The following is a 19,444-nucleotide window of genomic DNA, read 5'->3' on the forward strand; positions in this document are numbered from 1 at the left end:
CGAAAAGGTTCATATACCGCCTGTATCGCCTGCGGGTCAAAAAACTTTAACCCCGAAAACGAAAAGCCCGGAGCACCCGAAGGGGTGCTGCCGGGCTTTTTTGCGGCCCCTGCTATCAGGAGTTCTTCTGCTGCGCTTCGATCGAGGCGAACATCGAGGCAATGTTCTTGCGCTGCGCCTCGAGCTTGCCGACCAGGGTATCCATGGCCACGTAGCGTTTGGTCAGCGACTCGGTCAGCGACGCAATGCGCCGATCCAGGGCCTCCTGCTGGTTCTCGAGGTCTTTCTGCAGCCTGTCCAGGCCGTTCTTGCGCGAGTCGAGAATGCCACCGGTCTGCAGGTACGGTTCGATCGCCTTGTTCATGTGCGCGAACACGCCATTTTTACCGGTGAAGAGCTCCTGCACGTCGGCACCGAGCTTCTTGTCCTTCATCGCCGCGTCGTACTTGACGGAGTTGAACTCGAGGGTACCGTCCTTCTGGGTGTTGATGCCCAGCTGGCTGAGGGTGGTCAGGCGGGTACCGTCCGACTCGGTCGCCAATTGGCTGCGCAGGTCGCTCAGCAGCGAACGGGTGGTCGGGTCGTTGGTCAACGGGCCCAGCACGGTGTTGCCATCGGCATCCTTGCTCACGGAGGTCAGGTTGGTGACCGCCTTGATCAGGGTGTTATAGGCATCGACATAGGCCTGCACCGATTTTTTCAGCCCATCGGTGTTCTCACCCACCGTAACCTGTACAGCCTTGCTGGCGTCGGGGCCGGTTGCCTGAAGCAGGTCCAGGCTGATGCCACTGATGGCACCGGTGACGGTATTGCTCTTGCTCGTGACCGGCAGGCCGTCGACGTACAGTTTTGCGTCCTTGGCCGGCTCACCGATGTAGCCGGCACCGTCACCATCCATCTTCTCGCCCGGCGCGATCTTGAGCGCGTCGATGGTGCCGTCGACGGAAATGTCCGTACCCTCACCGGTCTTGGTCGAACTGAACACCAGGCGCGAACCGTCTGCACCATTGACCAGGTTGGCAGTGATGCCTTTCTCGGACAGCGACGAGTTGATGGTGTCGCGCACGGACTGCAAGGTTGCACCAGGGCCGACCTTGACGGTGTGGGTGACACCGTCCTGGGTAATCAGCAGGTCGCCTTCGGGAATCGGCGTGGTGGCGCCGGTGTCGAAGTTCTGGCTGGCCACCTTGGACGAGGTGGCCAGGTTGTCGACACGGATCGTGTAGGTACCAGGCACCGCGGTATTGTTAGAGGTTGCCTTGATCGCGGCGTCGTTGCTGGACGTTGCCGCATAGGCATTGAACGACGGCGCGAGGGGATCATTGAGCTTCTTCATCGCCGCCTGATAGACAGACAGCGCGCTCTTGAGCGATGCGACACCAGAAAGCATGGCCGAGTTGTTGGCAGTCTGGCGTTTGATCTGGTTGGCTTTCGGATCGGTTTCAGACGCCACCAGCGTGCTGACGATCTTGTTGATATCGACCCCAGAACCCAGACCGGTGCCCGGTAAAATTGAACTCGCCATTGCTATTCCCTCTTGGTTGCGCGCCGCCCCTAGCCGATCAAGGCTAGCGAACGTGCTGCTCGGACGCCAGCATCAGACCTTGGCGTTGAACAGCAGGCTGTTAACATCGCTCAGACTGTGGGCAATTCTCAACGCCTCTTCCGAAGGAAGTTGGCGGATCAGCTCACCGGTTTCACTGGCGATGACTTTAACTACAATTCGGCCGGATTCTTCATCCGTGGAAAATTCGAGATTGCGACGCGACGAGGCGAGAAACTTCTCGATGTCCTTGAGCGCGTTCTTGACCTTCTCAGCTTCGGTCAGGCCGCTGTCGGCGCTTTCCTTCGCTGGCTTGATGGATTCGACAGCCTCCACGGGCTTGACCGCAGGGCGCTCGGTGGGCTGCTCCACAGGCTTTGCAGCCTGGTAGGACAGGTTCAGCTTGACGCTCATATCCATGCCAACCACCTCTCAATGCAAAAGGCGGGGGAGCGCCACAGGTGCACTCCCCCGCCGATAACCATCAGGCGATTACTGAAGCAGTTTCAGTACGGCGGATGGCAGCTGGTTGGCCTGGGCCAGAACCGAAGTCGAAGCTTGTTGCAGAGTCTGCTGCTTGGTCAGCTGAGCGGTCTCGGCAGCGAAGTCGGTATCTTGTACACGACCACGGGCAGCGTCGGCGTTTTCGTTGATGTTCTGCAGGTTGTTGATGGTGCTGGTCAGACGGTTCTGAACGGCACCCAGTGCAGCACGGCCTTCACCGATGGTCTTGACCGCAGCATCGATCGCGTCCATTGCAGCCGAGAAGTTGGTCTCGGCAGTGGCGCTGTCGCTACCGGCGATGGTGATGGCGTTGGTGATACCCAGGTCGCTGGCCAGGTACTTGCCGGTCAGGTCGATGCTGATCTGGTTGATGCCACCGGTTTCCGAACCGACCTGGAAGGTCATGGTGCTGGCGGAACCGTCCAGCAGGTTCTTGCCGTTCAGCTGGGTGGACTGAGCGATACGGGTCAGCTCGTCACGCATCTGAGCGAACTCGGAGTTCAGCGAGTCACGGTTGTCCGAATCGTTCGAGTCGTTTCGCGATTGCAGAGCCAGTTCACGCATACGCTGCAGGATGTTGACCTGCTCTTGCATCGCGCCTTCAGCGGTCTGGGCGATCGAGATACCGTCGTTGGCGTTTTTGATTGCCATGGTCTGACCGCGGATCTGCGAGGTCATACGGGTAGCGATCTGCAGGCCAGCGGCGTCGTCTTTGGCGCTGTTGATTTTCAGGCCGGAAGACAGGCGAGTCATCGAGGTGCTCAGGGCGTCGGAAGCGCGGTTCAGGTTTTTCTGAACGTTCAGCGACGTGACGTTGGTGTTTACGGTTAATGCCATGACGAATTCCTCGTTTGTGGGTATTGCGGCTTCCGGCCCTGGCAAGCGCCGGGTGTGGCCTAGAGAACCTTCGTAATAGTTATCGTCGTCTGTGCAGGTTGCTTTAGGGGTTTTTTGAAAATTTTTACTGGCACCCTGCCACTCCAATGAAATCAAGGGTTTGACGCCAGCTTTATGGCCCCTGCGGCACAGCCTTGGTTGTGGCATACCGCAAAGGCAAAAAAAAGCGCCACCTTCAAGGCAGCGCTTCTGTAGACGGGAGGTCGGTTCAGTCCCGACGCTCGATGATTGCCGAGCCCCACGACAGGCCCACGCCAAAACCGCTCAAGGCCACACGCCTGTGCTGGGTGCCCAGTACGTGCTTTTCCAGCAGCAACGGAATGCTCGAGGACACCGTGTTGCCGGTCTCGACCATGTCCTTGACGAATTTCTCGATGGTTTCGGGCTTGTCTTCCTCGAAGCGGCGCGCCACGGCATCGACGATTGCCGCACTGCCCTGGTGAATGCAGAACAGGTCGATGTCGTTGGCCCCCAGGTTGCTCGCCTCGAGCAACTGACGCAGGTGCGCAGGTACCTTGAGCAACGCGAAGTTGAACACCTGGCGACCGTTCATGAAGAACACCCCGTCATTCACCTTCAGGTGCTCTGCGCCGCCGCCGTCGGTGCCAAAGCTCGATTTGCCCAGTTGCCAGGCCGCGTCCTCGCCCATCCAGGTGACCGTGGCAGCATCACCGAACAGCATGGTGGTGTTGCGATCTTCCGGATCGACGATCTTGGAATAGGGATCGGCGGTGATCAGCAGGCCGTTCTTCAGTCCCGCCGCCTCCATGAAGCCCTTGATGGCATAAAGGCCGTAGACGTAACCGGAACAGCCCAGGGAAATGTCGAAGGCTGCCACATGGGTGGGCAAGCCAAGCTTGTGCTGGACGATCGCGGCAGTGTGCGGCAACCCTTCGGCGTCGCCGTTCTGGGTGACCACGATGAGCACATCGATCGACTCCGGGGACAACGAAGGATTGGCAGCGAACAGGACCTTGGCGGCCTCTACACACAAGTCCGAGGTCTCCTGACCTGCCTCCTTGCGCGGCAGAAAGGTCGAACCGATCTTGCCCAGAATGAAGTCCTGATCCTTGCCGAATTTCGCACCCTGGGCGTAATTGTTCAGACCCTCGACAGGTACGTAACTCGCGATACTTTTGATGCCAATCATTGTGGCTTCCCGATAGATATGCGGATTTTCACGGGCCTCACTCCCCTGCAGGCAAGGGATCTCACGCAGCGCCGCTCCAGGCCACCTGCACCGCCCGCTGATTCATTAGCTTAGAGATGCACGTTTCGACTGCCAAGTCACGGCATTGTACGCGAACCAGGGCGATGCTTGTGCACAGCACTTCACGGTCACGTGAGGACGGCCAGGTCGGGAAGGCCCGACCGCCCTGCAAAACCGCTCAGCCCGCCAGCCAGGCCGCGCGCCACAGCGCCAGGCGCTCGCCCTCGAGCAGCCAGTCGCGCCGCACGCTGGCCTGCAGCACCTCGCCCAGGCTGGCGGAAGCCTGCGGGTCGCCCAGGTGCAGGCGGATCGCGGCCAGCCAGTCGGCCGTGGTGTTGGCCACGCGGGTCAGCGGCAGCACATCGACACCGGCAAAGCCCGGCACATTGCTGCAGATGATCGGGTAGCCACAGGCGGCGTACTCCAGCAACCCCGGGTTGCCCGAGCAGGCATTGAGCAGGCTCTGGGCCATGGGCGCCAGCGCCAGGTCCAGGTTGAGCGCGGCCAGCGCTGCGGCCTGCCGTTCGGGGGCGACGGCGGCGTGTACCTCCTTCATGTAGGGGCGCAGGGCCTCGGGGCAGTCGCCCAGCGCCACCCACTCCACCTCCGCGGCCAGCGTCCTGACCACATCGACCAGCAGGTCGGCATCCACCGCCCCGGCCCAGCCGACACGGGGCTTGCTGCCCATGCCACGCTTGCCCTGGAGATTGCGCCACCATCGGCCCGGCAAGCTGGCCTCCAGCACACGAACATCGTCGTGCTGGCCTGCCAGCACCTCGGCCAGCGCGGGCGCAGGTACGATGATGCGATCGGCGAGGATCACCGCGCTCTGCAAGCGCTGGCTGATTTCGTCGGCGCCAAACCCGGCATGCGCGCCCTGCAAGCGCATCTGCGGCAGGTAGCCGTCCACGTCGAGCACCTTGAACGCCCGCGAGAACGCCCGCAGGCGCCGCATGGCCAGCAGTTGCGCGTCATCGAGCGGGCGCTGCAGCAGCACGGTGTCCGGTGCGTAGCGCTCCAGCTCCACGGCAGACAGCAGGTGCGGCGTGACCAGCCCGTCCACCCACCCCGCCTCGCGCAGCGCCTTGAACGGCTCGACGATGCGCTGCTGGCCGGCGCCCTGCAGGTCGGCCGGGTGAGCCAGCAACATGGGCAGCGGGTGCCAGCTTTTCAGCGGGTTCCACACCAGCGAGTTGCTCGCCCGGACAAAGCCACCCGGCACCTGCAACGACAGGTTGGCGTTGTATGCCGGATCGCGGGCCAGGCGTGGCAGCCAACGGGCCAGCAGAGCGTCCTCCTGCTCCGTGGTCGCCGCGTCGCGCTCGCAAGCGTCCATCAGCAATTGCACATGGGGCGTCCAGACGTTCAGGTAACCGGCCTCCTGCAGCCTCAGGCACAGGTCGACATCCACCCAGCGGGCCAGCAGCGGATCTTCGGCAAAGCCGCCGGCCTCAAGGAACAGCGCCCGGCGCAGCATCAGGCATTCGCCACTGAGCGCCGAACAGTCCTGATCGACCTGCAGCCGCCCCATGTAACCGGCCTGCTGATGATCGACCCCGTCGAATGCCGAGCCCACCAGGCCGGTGAGCCCCAGCACCAGGCCGGCATGCCGGACCTTGCCGTCGGCCGCCATCAGCTTGGCCCCCACCGCGCCCACCTCGGGCCGCTGGGCGTGATTGAGCAATTGCTGCAGCCAGTCGCGCGCGAGGATCCCCGCACGCGCATCCAGCCACAGCAGGAAATCGCCACGGGCCTGCTGCGCCGCGTGATTGCACATGGCAACCCGCGACTGGCCGGCAGCATAGTGCAGGACCTGAATCTGCTCACCGCCGATCTGCTCGACCATCGCCAGCCATTCACGGGCAGCCTCGTCCAGGGCAGACGGCGCCAGCAACAGCACTTCGAAGCCGCCAGCCAGCGCCGTGTTCTCCAGCAAGGTTTCGATGCAGCGCTGGAAGTGGCCGACGCTGCCTTCCAGGGCGATCAGGATACTCACCGAGGCGGCCTGGGCATGCCCGTAATCGAGACGATAACGGCCCGGCGACGACGCCAGCACCGCGACCTGCCCCTGCGTGTAACCGCGGGCCTGCAGGTGGCGTTCCAGCACCGCGCGCTCGTGGGCGCAATCACGCAACGGCAGGGCCTCGCCGATCAGCAACGGCTCGGCGACATGCCCCACGCAGCCCAGGCCCTGCTGTTCGACCAGACGCAGCTGGTACTCCAGCTCGAAGGCCCGAGCGCAGTCGAGGGCGAAGCCGCCCCGTTGCAACAAGGCCTGGCGCTGGTACAACCAGTGCCGCGACAGACTCGCCGGGAAACTCAGCAGCAGGTCGAGGTTGAAATCCGGTCGCAGTGCGATGTCGGTGCTGCCGTTGGTCGCGCGCATCGCTTCATCAGCCATGTACGCCAGGCAACCGGCCTCGGCACCGACAAGCTCGAGTGCCGCGATCAGCAGGCCCGAGGCCGTGAATTCGACGCCCGCCTCCACGATCAGGAACCAGTCGCACCGGCTGTGCTGCAGCGCAGTATTGATGGCTTCAGCTTGCCGCTCCCGGGCACAGGGCACATGCCGTACCTGCGGGTCGGCCAACGACTGGTTGCCAAGCACGCTGACCTCAAGGTGCGGGTACAGGCAGCGCTGCGTACCCAGGCTGGCCAGGGTGGCGGCCAGGCGCTGGCGATCATCAGCGTCATCCAGCACAAGCACACCGATGACCGGCATCGGCTGGCTGTCGAGGCGCTCGTTGATCAGGCGCAGCTGCTGGGCATCAGGGTGGCGCTCGCGCAACCAGGGCAGCACGCCCAGGTTCAGGTCCGCCGCTTCGAGCGCGGCCGCGGCCTGGGTCTTGGCAATGAACGTATCCAGCTGCTGCCAGAACGGCAGCGTTGCCAGCACGTAGCGCTGCAATGCCCCCTCCACCCCTGCCCTGGCGGTGGCCAGCGCGTCCGGCTGGTCAAGCAGGGCAAAGCCGGCGCTGCCAAGGAAGCCGGTTTCGAGAAACGCCTGGTCGACACCACTACCGGGCATGAAGATCACCGGGCAGCCACACAGCACGGCGATCACGCAGGTCATCGACCATTCGTAGCTGTACATCACCTCGGCCGAGCGCAGCACCTGGGCCAGTTCATGAAGCGGCAGCGCATTGGCGATGCGCAGCAGCTGGATACCCTCGGGCAACAGCGAGTAGTCGATCTGCTCCAGGGGATGACGGTTCTGATACAGGTAGCAACCCCTGCGTGGCGTGCCCGCCGGCGGCGCCTTGAACAGGTCGATGTCGAGCACCGGCAGGCCCAGCAGGTCGGGGTTGGCGTGGCCGCGTTTTTCGGCCAGCGCCGGGCCGTAGTAGAACAGCAGGTCGGTGGGCGCGGCCTCCATCGACTTGCCGTTGATCAGCCCTTCGAAGTTCAGCAAAAAGCGCGAGACCACCCTGCGCCCCAGCGGGTTGCCGACCACAACCTCCGGATACACGGCGATGGCCACCTTGCCGTGTTGCTGATGCCGCTGCTCGGTGGCGGCGTCGAGCAGCGGCGTCTTCAGGTTGGGGTTGACCACCTTGGGCCCGCACAGGTACGCCTCGCGCCCGTTCAGGTTGAGCACGTGACACAGGTAGTGCAGCGACACGATGCCCGAGGAGGTGTCCCGGTAGTCGGGCGCCATGATGTAGTAAGGGTGTTCGGGTTTGGCGAACATCAGGGTGTGTCGAAACAACGCCTGCTCAAGGACCTGCGCGTCGACCTGCGAGGCATGCGACATGGTGAAACTCCAATCTCTGATTAGGGGCGTGCTGCTGTCAGCGCGAGGCGCTCGAAGGCTTGTCCTGGAAAAAGCGCGCGATGCACGCACACACATGCGCCACCTGGCGGCTACGCATGTCGGAAAACAACGGCAGGCGCAACAGGCGCTGCGAGACATCCGTGGTGATCGGCAACTGGCCGCTGCTGCGCGCATAACGCAGGCCGGCTGGCGAGTCATGCAATGGCACATAGTGGAACACCGCATTCACCCCATGCTCACGCAGAAACGCGATCAACGCCGTGCGCTCTTCGACACTGCGCATCAGCAGGTAGAAGATGTGCGCGTTGGCCGGCTTGTCGTCCAGGGTACGCGGCAGCTGAAACAGACCATCGGCGGCCAGTGGTCGCAGCAGGCTGAAATACTTCTCGTACAGGGTCCGACGGTGCTTGTTGATGCGCTCGCCATGCTCGAGCTGCGCGTACAAAAATGCGGCCGTCAGCTCGCTGGGCAGGAACGACGAGCCGACATCCACCCAGGTGTACTTGCTCACTTCGCCGCGGCTGAAGGCCTTGCGGTTGGTGCCCTTCTGCCAGATGATCTCGGCCCGCTCGACCAGCCGCGGATCGTTGATCAGCAGGGCACCGCCCTCGCCGCTGATGACGTTCTTGGTTTCGTGAAAGCTCAGGCAGCCCAGGTGCCCGATGGTGCCCAGGGCGCGCTTGCGGTCGCGGGCCAGGATCGCCTGGGCGGCATCCTCGATCAGGAACAGGCCATGCTTTTCGCAGATCTGCGCCAAGACATCCATGTCGCACGGCTGCCCGGCGTAGTGCACCGCCACCACGGCCTTGGTCTTGTCGGTGATGGCCGCCTCGACCAGACGCTCGTCCAGGTTCAGGGTGTCGTCGCGAATGTCCACGAACACCGGTACCGCACCGCGCAGAACGAAGGCATTGGCCGTGGAGACAAAGGTGAAGGACGGCATGATGACTTCGTCGCCCGGCCCGACGTCGGCCAGGATCGCGGCCATTTCCAGCGCAGCGGTGCACGAATGGGTCAGCAGCGCCTTTTCACAGCCCAGGTTGTTTTCCAGCCAGCCCTGACACAGCGTGGTGAATTCGCCGTCCCCCGCAATGGAGCCGTTCATGACCGCCTGGGCAATGTAGAACAGCTCTTTGCCAACCACGAACGGCTTGTTGAAAGGGATAACCTGTTTGCTCACGGTAACGCCTCCATCGCACGGCCCTGGGGCCGGTACGATCTGTGTAGGTTTTTCAGGCGATCACAACGGCGCACCTGCGGCTTGAAAAGCCCGCCCGCCCTGCGATGGCTGTCAATAAACTGCCGTACCCCGGCATGATCCTGACGCGGCGCTCATGCCTGAGCGGGTCGGGCACAAAAAAGCCGGGCACGAAACCCGGCTTTTGCAAAACCCGCGCCATCAGCCCAGGTCGGCGAGCCACTCCAGCACCGGCGAACCACCGGCAGCGACCGAGCGCGACACATCGACACCAAACCGGCCGTCGATGATCACCCGGCTGCTGAACGCAGCCGGCCAACGGCCTTCCAGCGCCTGGCAGGCCTGGGCATCCGGCATCGGCACCTGGTCGCTGAGCAACTGCGCCTGTGGCGCCCAGATCACCAGCAGGCCGGCATCGGTTGCCTTCAGGCACAGCTCGATGTCGGCACCGCCCTCGGCAGACAGGCCATCGCACTGCTCGAACAGTGCCTTGCGTACCATCAGGCAGTCAGCCGACACCGCCGCACAACTGCGGACCACGCCCGACCACAGCGACGCCTTGCTGTCGCGCGTCGACACCCCCAGCCAGGGCGACTGCACCTGGGCGCCGGCAAGCAGTTCGTAACCGGCATGGCTGATGGCGGCTTCGCGGTCCACCAGACGCGCACCTACCACGCCCACTTCAGGGCGCTGGGCCTGGTTGAGCAGGGCTTCGATCCAGGCCGGCGTCACCACCTGGCAACGGCTGGAGAGCAGCACCAGGTACTCGCCACTGGCGTTGACGGCAGCCAGGTTGATGAGCTGCGAGGCTGACTGCACGTGTTCGCCGGCCAGCAGCTTGACCCGCCCGCCAAACCCTTGCAGCGCAGCGACCGTGAGGTCTGCCAGGGTGTCGCGGCAGGCCACCAGCACTTCATAGCGCGGGTAGCGGGTACGCTGCAGCACACTGACCACGCAGGCCTTGAGTTGCTCGAGGTCATCGTCGGCCGCGATCAGGATGCTCACCAGCGGCGTGGACTGATGGCGGAAGTCGATCTGCAACTGCCCCTCGCCTGCGTCATTGACCTGGCCACGGTAGCCCAGCGCCGCCAGGTGACGGTTGAGCGTGGACAGCGCGTCCTGGGCCATGCCCTCACGCCCGCCCCGACCGATCACCAGGTATTCGTCCATGTGTGCCAGGCAGTTCAGGCCGTTGTGCTCGACCAGACGCAGCAGCAGGTCGAACTCCACCGCCTGCGGGTAGGTTTCGCTGTAGCCGCCCAGCTCGACCACTGCCTCGCGACGTACCAGCCAGTGCTGCGACATCAGATCGGGACGGCTGCGCAGCAGGTCCAGGTTGCCACCCTGGCGCACCACGCTGACCAGACGCCCGTCGGAGTCGCGCTGCACTTCGTTGGCGCAGATGGCCAGGCAGCCCGGGGCTGACGCCAGCTCCACCTGCAGGCGCAGCAAGCCGCCCACGGTCAGCAGGTCGCCGGCCTGCAGCAGCAACAGCCATTCGCTTGGTACGTGACGCGCCACCTGGTTCAGGTGGGAGACGAAATTGCCCGGCGTCACCTGGATGAAATGCAGGGTATCGCGTGGCGTGGTCACCACCGGCGGCTTGCCGGCCTTGAGCACGACCAGCTTGAAGTCGCGCAGGCCACTGGCCAACAGGCTGTCGAAGGTGTTCTGCAGTGCGCCGTTGTCGTCTTCCAGGTCGACAACCACGAAGGCGATCTGTGCAGCACGCTGCTTGCTCAGGTGGGCGACGATGCGCTGCTGGGTGGCGGCGTCCGGCGTGGCAGCGGCAATCGACTCCTGCACCAGGCCCGAGGCGGTGGCCCTGAGCCACGCGGCCGGGTCGATGCCCGGCAGACCATCCAGGCGTTCCAGCCATGCCTGCAGCTCGCGAGCATCGGCCTGGACGTCCTCATCCACCAGGGTCGCAAGCAGACGGCGGCAAACCTCGGGGGTGAACACCCCCAGGTCCAACGCTTGCCAGTAGCGTGCCCTCAGGGTATCGACGGTGTCGTTGGGGTGCTCGCGCAACAGCTCGAACTGGCTCACCCAGGTACCCTCGACCGCCTGCCGATGGGCCTGTCCCACAGGCCAGGCGTGCAACAGGAACTCCAGACCGGTCAGTACCTCGAACAACGGCGCATTGTAGTAAGGCAGCTCGACAAACTGGCGCGGCTCGAACCTGCGCTCGGGCGCTGCATTCATGCCGCTCCAGGTGGAGGTGAACAGCAGATCGGTAGCAACACCACCCTGGGTGGCGCCAACGAACCGGTCGATGACGGTGAAGCCCTCATCGTCGGCGCATAGCCGAAGGTGGTCGGCGTCCCACTGGCGCAGCACGCGCACCGCACGCACTCGCTGCTCTTCGCGTTCGACCTGGCTCAGCCGGCTGTCGGCGTACTGCACCAGCGCATCGGTCTGGTCCAGCCGCTTGAGCGCGCCCTGGCCGAGCATCGAGTACGACACCACCACCAGCCAGGTATCGAAATCGAGCCCGGCGGGCAAGGTCGACAGCACAGCCTGCAGCGTCGGTACTCGCACGAGCGCACGCCAGGCCGACTGTCCGCTGGCGGCATACTGCTCGATGGCAACACGTGCGTTTTCGCCAACGGCGGCATCAAGTGCATCGCCGATCTTGTGGTAGGCCACCTGCTTGCTGCCGGGGGCGTAGCCCAGCACGTAGCCCTGGGCCAACTGGCACTGCGGGTGCGCATGAAGATGCTCTGCCGCAGCCTCCAGGGCCTGAACACGGACAAAGTCGGTATCCAGCGCCAGGCTCACGAACGGCGTTGCAAGCTGCGAAAGCAGCGCCTGCAGCCCCTGGGTGCAGGCATCGCCAGTCAGGTTCGACGAGGCGTGCTCGACCACTGCGCAGGCGAGACCCTGCGTCTTGTAGTAATGCAGTGCGCGCTCGCGATAGCCCTGCTCTTCATGCCCCAGCAGCACGACCGTAACGTCTTTGCCCAACCCGGTTGCGTTGTCAGTCATAAAGCACCTACCTCTGTTGTTGGATGCCCGGCCAGGCGACTTGCCGGCCGGTGGAGGTCAATCGGCCAACCAGCCGTTGGCCCATTGCTGCAGATTGTGTGTATTGAGTACGTAGTCACGCAGTACCGCTTCGCGTAGCGCATCGCCCTGGCGATAACTGGCCTGCGGATCTGCCAGGTGCATGCGGATCGCGTCCAGCCACTGCTCGGTGGTGTTACTGGCGACCCGCGTACAGGGCAGGTAACCACCGTAGGCCTTGGTCTCGGTGCAGATCACCGGGAAACCGCAAGCACCGTATTCCAGCAGGCGCAGGTTGCTCTTGCAGTCGTTGAACAGGTTCTGCTCGAGCGGCGCCAGCGCCAGATCGAGGTTCAGGCCCGCCAGCTTCTGCGGGTACAGGTGCAGCGGCACGCCGGCATGAAACTCCTTGATGTAGGGACGCAGCAGCTGCGGGCACATGCCGAAGAACACCCAGTCGACCTCATTGGCCAAGGTCTTGACCACCTCGGCCAGCAGTTCGAGGTCGCCGCGGTGACTGGTGCCGCCCGCCCAGCCGACACGCGGACGCGCCGACGTCTGGCGGCGCCCCTTCAGGCCGCCCCACAACGAGCGCGAGAGCATGTTGGGGACCACGCGAATATCCCGGTGCATGCTCGACAGCGCGTCGGCCAGTGGCTCGGTGGAGACCACCACCCGATCACACAGGGCGATACCGCGGCTGACCATTTCGCGCATGTTGCCAGGCATGTTGCGCCGGTGTTCATTCTTCTCGGGCACATCGATGATGTAGTCATCGATCTCGTAGATGCGCCGAGCCGAAGAAAGTCGCTGGATGCGCGCCATCTCCTCAAGCGAGCCGGTGGTATAGCGGCACTGCAGGATGATCACATCCGGCTTGCAACGCTCAAGCTCCACCATGCTCGGCAGCACATAGTTCAACTGTCCCTGTATCCAGCCGGCCCGTTCCAGCTCCTTGAACGGCTGGCTGACGCGATAGTGTCCGACCGCAGTGGTGTTGATTGGCAAAGCCATGACAAAAGGCAGCACCGGCTGGATGAACGGCACCCATCCCTCGCGCAGGCCCGGCTCCAGGTTGAAACTGGCCATGCGCAAGCTGAGGTTGTGGTTGTACGCCGGGTCATTGGCCACGCGCGGCAGCCAGCGCTCGTAGAAGCTGTCCTTGTGCTGCTCGTCCAGGGCCACCGTCTGCGAGGTGGCCTTGGCAACCACCGCAAAGGGAGTCCAGACGATCAGATAGCCATGGTCGCGCATACGCAGGCAAAGGTCGGCATCACTCAAGCCGGTCGAGAAGGTTTCGCCGTCCAGACCGCCAAGCTGGTCGAACAGCTCGCGACGTACCATCAGGCAGACGTCACTCACGGCGCTGTAGTTCTGCACGCAGGCCAACCGATTCATGTAGCCATTGGCGTCTGCGGGCTGGCCGAAAAACGGACTGCTGGCAACACCGTGCAGCCCCAGCACCAGGCCTGCTCCGGTCACGTTGCCAGTCTGGTTGCACAATTTTGGCCCGACGATGCCGACCTCTGGGCGCTGGGCCTGACCTACCAGTTCATCAAGCCATTGCGCGTCGAAAAACACGCAGTCCGAATCGAGCAACAGCAGGTAGCTGCCACGTGCCTGCAGGCTGGCCTGGTTGTAAAGCGCCGGGCCATTCGCCGAGGCTACCGGCACAATGCGCAACTGCTCGCTGCCAAGCCCCTGCATTGCAGCCAGCCAGCCTTGTACCGGCATCGACTCACGACCACTGACAGCAATCAGGATCTCGTAGTTGCGGTAGGCGGTGTGCTCGAAAATCGATTCGACGCAGCGCGTCAGTGCCTTTACGTCATCGCCTGCGGCAACGATGATCGACACCGCCGGCGTATCGGCATGTCGATACTGCACATGGGCAAACATCGAGCCTTCGGCGCTGACCACCTCGGCCTCGACGCCCAGGCGTGCCAGATGCGCACGCAGCACCCTGGGTGCCTGTACGGCACAGGCCGCTTCCCGCTGCCAGGCCTCATAGCCGTAGCGACATTGCACCAGCAGCTCGGCGACATGCCCCACCGCGCCCAACCCATGACTCTCGACCAGTTTCCAGAGCATGTCGTGGGGTGCCAGCGACTCGAACTGCGGGTCGAAACCGCCCTGCTCACGCACCCGGGCGGTATCGAAGGCCAGCAGCCTGCCTACGTAGGGAACACTGCGCATCAGGTCCAGGTTGAAGTCCGGCTTGAAGATCGGCTGGCTGGGCTGCAGGTTGTCGTGGGTGCCTTCATCGGTGTACAGGCACGCGCAGTCGGGTTGCAGTGCCATGCGCTCGGCCATGATGACCAACGCATGCGGGTGCAGGCAGTCGCCTGCACGCAGCAGGAATACCCAGTCACCCGCCCCATCGCGGGTCACGCAGTCATTGAGCTGCTCGATGGCGTGGCCCTGGGCGTGCACCTGCACGAGCTTGGGGTTCAACGGTTGCAGCGCTGCCGGGCCCAGCACGCAAATGGCCGCAGCGGCATAGGACTGTTGCTCGAGGCTGTCCAGCGTGGCCTTGAGTGCCACGCCATCGTCTTGGGCAGCGAGCACCAGCACGTCGATGCGCGGGCGACGCGGCCATTGCGCAATGCGCTTGGGCAGCAGGTCAAGCTGCGCCGCCGACAATACCCGACACCCCAGCCACTCGCCGTACAGCTCGGTGAAGCTCAGGCTGCTGGTGCCGACCTGTTGCTGAAAGCTGGCGACCTGGCGCGCATACAGGCGCGTCAGCTCGAACTCTTCCCAGGCCTTGTCAGCACCGGCGGTGTAGAGCTCCAGTGGTATGTGCCGCACCCAACCGCTGGCCGGCGCCGGTTCACTGGTGCGCGAGGCGAGCATCTGGCGCAACCACTCGCTTTCGGTAGCGAAAGCCAGGGTCATGCTGGGGTGATGGCTCAAGCGCCCAGGGTGAACGCGCTCCAGGCTGAGCATGGTGTTCAGGTAGGCCAGGTGGCCACGGCGCAGCAGGCAGATGAACAGCGCTTCGACCAGACGCGCACGAAAGCCCTCGCCGTCCTGCACCAGTTGCGGCAGCAATGCCTGAACCTGGGCGCGGCGCACCAGGGCATGGCTGATGCCACCGAACAGGTTCGGCAGGCTGCTCTCCAGCGCTTCCAGCAAATCGCCGCCGTTGATCACCGCACTGCTGGGGGAAATCATGCAGTTGGCCGGGCGCATGGGCAGCAGCGTCTCGTCCGCCGCGCAGATCAGCCGATGGTGAACCAGCACATTCACATCCGGGCAGTCGAGCATCACCTGCACCGACTGAGCGATGCAGTCACTCACCAGCCAGTCGTCATCGCAGAGAAACTTGATGAATTCACCCTGCGCCTGCTCCAGGCACATCAGCACATTGCGCGAAAAGCCCAGCGTCGACGGGTTGCGCACATACCGCAGCGCGCACGTGGCCTGGCCTGCCCACAGGTCGAAAATCGCCTTGATCTCGTCACCCTGGCTGTCGTCGCACACGACCACTTCCACGTTGGCATAACGCTGGGTAATGGCACTGTGCAGGGCGCGACTGAAGAACTCGGGGTTGAACGCGGGGATGGCGATGCTGACGAGCGGCAGTTCGTTCATTGAGATAGACCTGGAGAAAACCCCGGGGGCGACTGAGCGCCCCCGGGTGGGTACTGCAGAAAAGGGTCAATCAGAGCCGGTTGAACAGCCCGAGCGCGGCCAGCTTGCTGAAGGCCAGTTGCGAGGCTTGCAGCATGTTCTGCTGAAGCGTGAGACGGATCATCGTCTCGGCAGGGTCGGCGTTGCGGATCGAGTTCTGCGTGATGGTGTTGGCCGACTGCAAGGCTTCGTTGGTTTCTGCCTGCACATCCAGTGCCGCACCGCGTCCACCGATGGAGCTGATGGATTCGGCGATCTTGTCCGCTGCGCTGGCCAGGTTGGAGATAGCCGAGTCCATCGACGCGAGGAAGTTGCGGCGGGCTGTCGGATCGTTGTCGACAGGTGTCAGCAGCGCGGTACGCAACTGATGGATGGTGTCGAGGACGTTCTGGTTCTGGTGGTTGTTGACCTGCACCGAGTACTGGTCGCCATCTTTCGGAGTACCAGTGAAGGTGAAGTCGACGCCGGCCACACGGGTCGGGCTGACGGTGGTATCACCGCTGCCCACAGGACGGCTGTCGGCGGTCATCGGCTGCGCATAGACATCGAACGTGGTGTCGCTGGTGAACTTGACGATCGCACCCCCACCGGGGAACGCAGCGTCGTATTTTGCCTTGTCCGCGATCGACAGGCCGCTGAGCTGGCCGTCGGGCGACACGTTGCCGGGGCTGCGGGTGCCGGTGATTTCGTCGGGCTTGGAAGCGAGGGTGAACTCGTGCCCGCGCACCGCGTCGTCAGCGGCGGTGGGGTCGGTCAATTCGTCGCCCTGCAGGCCGACTTCCATGCGGATGTCGACGCCGCGGAAATTGATGGTGGTGTTGCCGCCCTTCGGGTTGAAGACCCCGCCATTGGTGGCTTCCAGGGTACGGTCGACGTTGTTGACGTCGGTGATCTTGAATTCGGTGGCGCTGACGAACTCGATCTTGTACGGCTCGCCGCTGCGGAACAGGTCGTTGTAGGTCGAGCTGCCGGAGACCTGGCCATTGGACAGGTTGACACGCACGTCGGCCGGGTTGGCAGGCGCGGTCATGGTGGTCTGGCTGCGGCTGGTGTTTAGCGCCTTCTGGAACACGTCGTAGCCGGTCTCGTTGGTGGCCACGCTGAGCATGTCACCGACCTGCAGGTTGGTGGTGCTCTGGTCGCCCTTGTACGAGTAGGTGCCATCGGCATTGCGTTCGAACGGCTGGGTGTCACCACGCGAACCCGAGAAGATGTACTTGCCGTTCTCGTCGCGGCTGTTCATCAGACTGAACAGTTGCTCTTCGAGCTGCGACAACTCCTGCTCGTTGGCCTTGCGATCGTTGTCGGTCATGTTGCCGCTGCCGGCGCCGATCGCCAGCTCCTTCACCCGCGACAGCACATTGGTGATGCTGTTGAGGGTGGCCTCGGAGGTGCCCAGGCTGGAGCGTGCACTGGAGATGTTGCCACTGTACTGGGTGATCAGGTTGTTCTGCTGTTCCAGTTGCAGCAGGCGCGCGGCACCGACCGGGTCGTCCGCGGCGGTACGTACGCGCAACTGGTCACTGGCCTGCTGCTGGGACTCCACGGCCTTGGCGAAGTTAGCCTGATAGTTGGAGGTGCTGGTCTGGTAGAACTGGGCGGTGGAAATGCGCACGATCTACGACTCCTTAAAGGCTGTTGATCAGCGTGGAGAAAATTTCCTGCGCGATCTTGATGATCTGCGAGGAGGCCGTGTAGTACTGCTGGAACTTGATCAGGTTGCCGGTTTCTTCGTCCAGGTCGACGCCGGACACCGAAGCGCTGGCGGCTACCGCAGACTTCTGCAGGGCTCCGGTGGCCTCGGTATCGAGCTTGGCCTGGGCCGCCTTGCCGCCGACGTTCTCCACCAGCTTGCCGTAGGCATCGGTCAGGCTGATGCCCTTGCCGTTGGGGCCGACGTCGACGGTGGCCTTGGTCTGCAGATCGATCACCGCCTGGCCGTTGCGGTTGTCGGCCGAGCCGGCACCGGTCATGCCCACCGTGTAGTTGTCGCCCTGCTTGGGCGAACCGGCCACGGTCATTTCAAAGGTGATGTTCTTTTGTGGCGTACCCACCGGGTTGCCGCTGGCATCGACCATCGGCACGTTGATCTGCAGCTTGTTTTCCTGGCCCGGAATGATAGTACCGCTGCCGATTTCATCGCCCTGGGCGTTGTGGATCTTGTAGGTCTGCGGGTTGGTGCTTTCATCACCGAACACCAGCTTGACCGGCGTCGAGTACTTCAGGCCGTTCTGCAGCTCGATGCGCTGGGCCGAGTCGTAGATGTCGATCATCGAAGTCAGGTTGGGCTGACCGATGATGCCGGTACCCTGGTTGCCTGCACCGCTGGTGCCGGTCAGCGGCGCCGCCAGCGCGATGCGCTTGGGGTCGGTGAGCACGGTGTCGAGGCTGCCCGCGGCGCCGCGGGTCGGGGTGATCTTGAACGAGTCGCCCTTGCTGGGCAGGCCACCGTTCATTTCCAGGGTGAAGCCGTCGATCACCGGCGGTGGGGTCTCGTCCAGCTTGTAGGAGCCCACTGCAGTGCCACCCGGGAGCCGGGTGACGGTGTAGTTGTTGTCGTCGGTAAAGGTCACCTGGTAGTCGCTGGTGGTCAGCTTGCCGGTGTCCTTGATGTTGACGTTAAGGCTGCCGGTGGCGGCGTTGTTGCCCGCCTTGGCGATGCTGCGCTGAGCCATCATGGTGGCGTTGTTGATATCGTTGAACAGGGTTGCGCCGAAGTCACCGTTCTTGTCGATACCTTGCGCCAGCTGGCTGTTGATCCGGTCGGCCACCACCAGGGCCACACGGCCGAGTTCGTTGAGCGCCGGTTCCAGCACGTCATTGCGGTAGGTGATCAGGCCGCCGATCTCGCCACCGCTGACGCTGTTGGTGATATCGATCTTGGTGGTGCCGCGGTTGAGCACCAGGTTGGAACGGGTCGGGTCGGTCGGGCTGTTCACCGTCTCGAGGGTGTTGGTGGTCTTGCCGAGCACCAGCGACTGGCCGTTCTTGAGGTACACGTCGAGGTTGCCCTCGCGCTCGACCACATCCACGCCCACCAGGTTGCTGAGCTGGCGCACCGCTTCGTTGCGCTTGTCGAGCAGGTCGTTGGGGCTGCCCTGCAATGACGACACGCGGGAGATCTGGTCGTTGTAGTTGGCAATGGTGGCCGTCAGGTTGTTGACCTGGGTGGCCATCGACGACAGGTTGCCGTTGATGTTGGTGTTCTGCTGGTTGAGCTGCGCGGCGATGGTGTTGAAGCGCTTGCTCAGTGCCTGGGCGCTGGTCAGCAGCAACTGGCGCGAGGCGTCTTCGGTCGGCTTGGCGCCAGCGCTCTGCAGGGCGGTGAAGAAGCTCTGCAGGGCGCCAGTGATACCGGTGTCCTTGTCCGACAGCAGCTTGTCGGTGGGGCTGACCTGATCGAGAAAGGCGTTGGCCTCGCTGCTCAGCGAGTTGGTGGTACGCAGCTGGTTTTCCAGGAAGTTGTTGTACACGCGGCGCACATCGGCCAGCGTGGTGCCGGTGCCGATGAACACCTGGCCTTCGCGGATCGAACTCTTGGAGTTTTGAATGTTCTGCTGGCGCGAGTAACCAGCGGTATCGACGTTAGCGATGTTGTTACCCGTGGTGTGCATGCCCGATTGGGCAGCGCTGGCACCGGATAAGCCGATATTGATCAAACTCGCCATAATTCAA

General features: G+C 63.5%; 10 protein-coding genes. All 10 read right to left on the reverse strand.

The window, feature by feature from the left end:
• Window positions 1-115: 115 nt before the first annotated feature.
• The 10 genes from fliD to flgK all read right to left on the reverse strand — a co-directional run bounded on the left by fliD (window position 116) and on the right by flgK (window position 19,437).
• A complete protein-coding gene (fliD, locus tag NP552_RS22800; RefSeq protein WP_078480281.1) occupies window positions 116-1,525 on the reverse strand; it encodes a flagellar filament capping protein FliD in 1,410 nt (469 codons plus the stop codon).
• A 72-nt stretch (window positions 1,526-1,597) separates the two neighbouring features.
• Window positions 1,598-1,963: a flagellar protein FlaG gene (locus tag NP552_RS22805; RefSeq protein ID WP_043861796.1), complete on the reverse strand. Its 366-nt coding sequence runs from the start codon at window positions 1,961-1,963 to the stop codon at window positions 1,598-1,600.
• A 72-nt stretch (window positions 1,964-2,035) separates the two neighbouring features.
• Entirely contained in the window at window positions 2,036-2,884 is an 849-nt protein-coding gene (locus tag NP552_RS22810) for a flagellin domain-containing protein (protein ID WP_054915638.1), read from the reverse strand.
• Between the two features lie 268 nt (window positions 2,885-3,152).
• Window positions 3,153-4,094, reverse strand: a complete 942-nt coding sequence (locus tag NP552_RS22815; protein WP_054915639.1) for a ketoacyl-ACP synthase III — start codon at window positions 4,092-4,094, stop codon at window positions 3,153-3,155.
• A 238-nt stretch (window positions 4,095-4,332) separates the two neighbouring features.
• Window positions 4,333-7,908, reverse strand: coding sequence for a glycosyltransferase (locus tag NP552_RS22820; protein WP_274097183.1), 3,576 nt, complete (start codon window positions 7,906-7,908; stop codon window positions 4,333-4,335).
• Window positions 7,909-7,945: 37 nt separating this feature from the next.
• Window positions 7,946-9,109 (reverse strand): dTDP-4-amino-4,6-dideoxygalactose transaminase, encoded by a 1,164-nt coding sequence (gene rffA / locus NP552_RS22825; RefSeq protein WP_058542058.1) that lies wholly within the window; start codon window positions 9,107-9,109, stop codon window positions 7,946-7,948.
• A 219-nt stretch (window positions 9,110-9,328) separates the two neighbouring features.
• Window positions 9,329-12,115, reverse strand: coding sequence for a glycosyltransferase (locus tag NP552_RS22830; protein WP_274097184.1), 2,787 nt, complete (start codon window positions 12,113-12,115; stop codon window positions 9,329-9,331).
• A gap of 57 nt (window positions 12,116-12,172) precedes the next feature.
• Complete coding sequence (locus NP552_RS22835) at window positions 12,173-15,730, reverse strand: glycosyltransferase (protein ID WP_274097185.1); 3,558 nt, start codon at window positions 15,728-15,730, stop codon at window positions 12,173-12,175.
• Window positions 15,731-15,800: 70 nt separating this feature from the next.
• Window positions 15,801-17,384 (reverse strand): flagellar hook-associated protein 3, encoded by a 1,584-nt coding sequence (locus tag NP552_RS22840; protein WP_043861791.1) that lies wholly within the window; start codon window positions 17,382-17,384, stop codon window positions 15,801-15,803.
• 13 nt (window positions 17,385-17,397) lie between these two features.
• The gene (flgK, locus tag NP552_RS22845) at window positions 17,398-19,437 is read right to left on the reverse strand and encodes a flagellar hook-associated protein FlgK (RefSeq protein WP_054915644.1); all 2,040 of its coding nucleotides are present in this window, start codon (window positions 19,435-19,437) and stop codon (window positions 17,398-17,400) included.
• Window positions 19,438-19,444: the final 7 nt, after the last annotated feature.

Origin of the sequence: Pseudomonas sp. 8209, from assembly GCF_028682105.1 — a bacterium.
Classification (GTDB): domain Bacteria; phylum Pseudomonadota; class Gammaproteobacteria; order Pseudomonadales; family Pseudomonadaceae; genus Aquipseudomonas; species Aquipseudomonas palmensis.

What these genes read in the sequence shown, in the direction of transcription:
- fliD (WP_078480281.1), bottom strand. Translation starts at nt 1,525, where the DNA reads ATGGCGAGTTCAATTTTACCGGGCACCGGTCTGGGTTCTGGGGTCGAT.
- NP552_RS22805 (WP_043861796.1), bottom strand. Translation starts at nt 1,963, where the DNA reads ATGGATATGAGCGTCAAGCTGAACCTGTCCTACCAGGCTGCAAAGCCT.
- NP552_RS22810 (WP_054915638.1), bottom strand. Translation starts at nt 2,884, where the DNA reads ATGGCATTAACCGTAAACACCAACGTCACGTCGCTGAACGTTCAGAAA.
- NP552_RS22815 (WP_054915639.1), bottom strand. Translation starts at nt 4,094, where the DNA reads ATGATTGGCATCAAAAGTATCGCGAGTTACGTACCTGTCGAGGGTCTG.
- NP552_RS22820 (WP_274097183.1), bottom strand. Translation starts at nt 7,908, where the DNA reads ATGTCGCATGCCTCGCAGGTCGACGCGCAGGTCCTTGAGCAGGCGTTG.
- NP552_RS22830 (WP_274097184.1), bottom strand. Translation starts at nt 12,115, where the DNA reads ATGACTGACAACGCAACCGGGTTGGGCAAAGACGTTACGGTCGTGCTG.
- NP552_RS22835 (WP_274097185.1), bottom strand. Translation starts at nt 15,730, where the DNA reads ATGAACGAACTGCCGCTCGTCAGCATCGCCATCCCCGCGTTCAACCCC.
- flgK (WP_054915644.1), bottom strand. Translation starts at nt 19,437, where the DNA reads ATGGCGAGTTTGATCAATATCGGCTTATCCGGTGCCAGCGCTGCCCAA.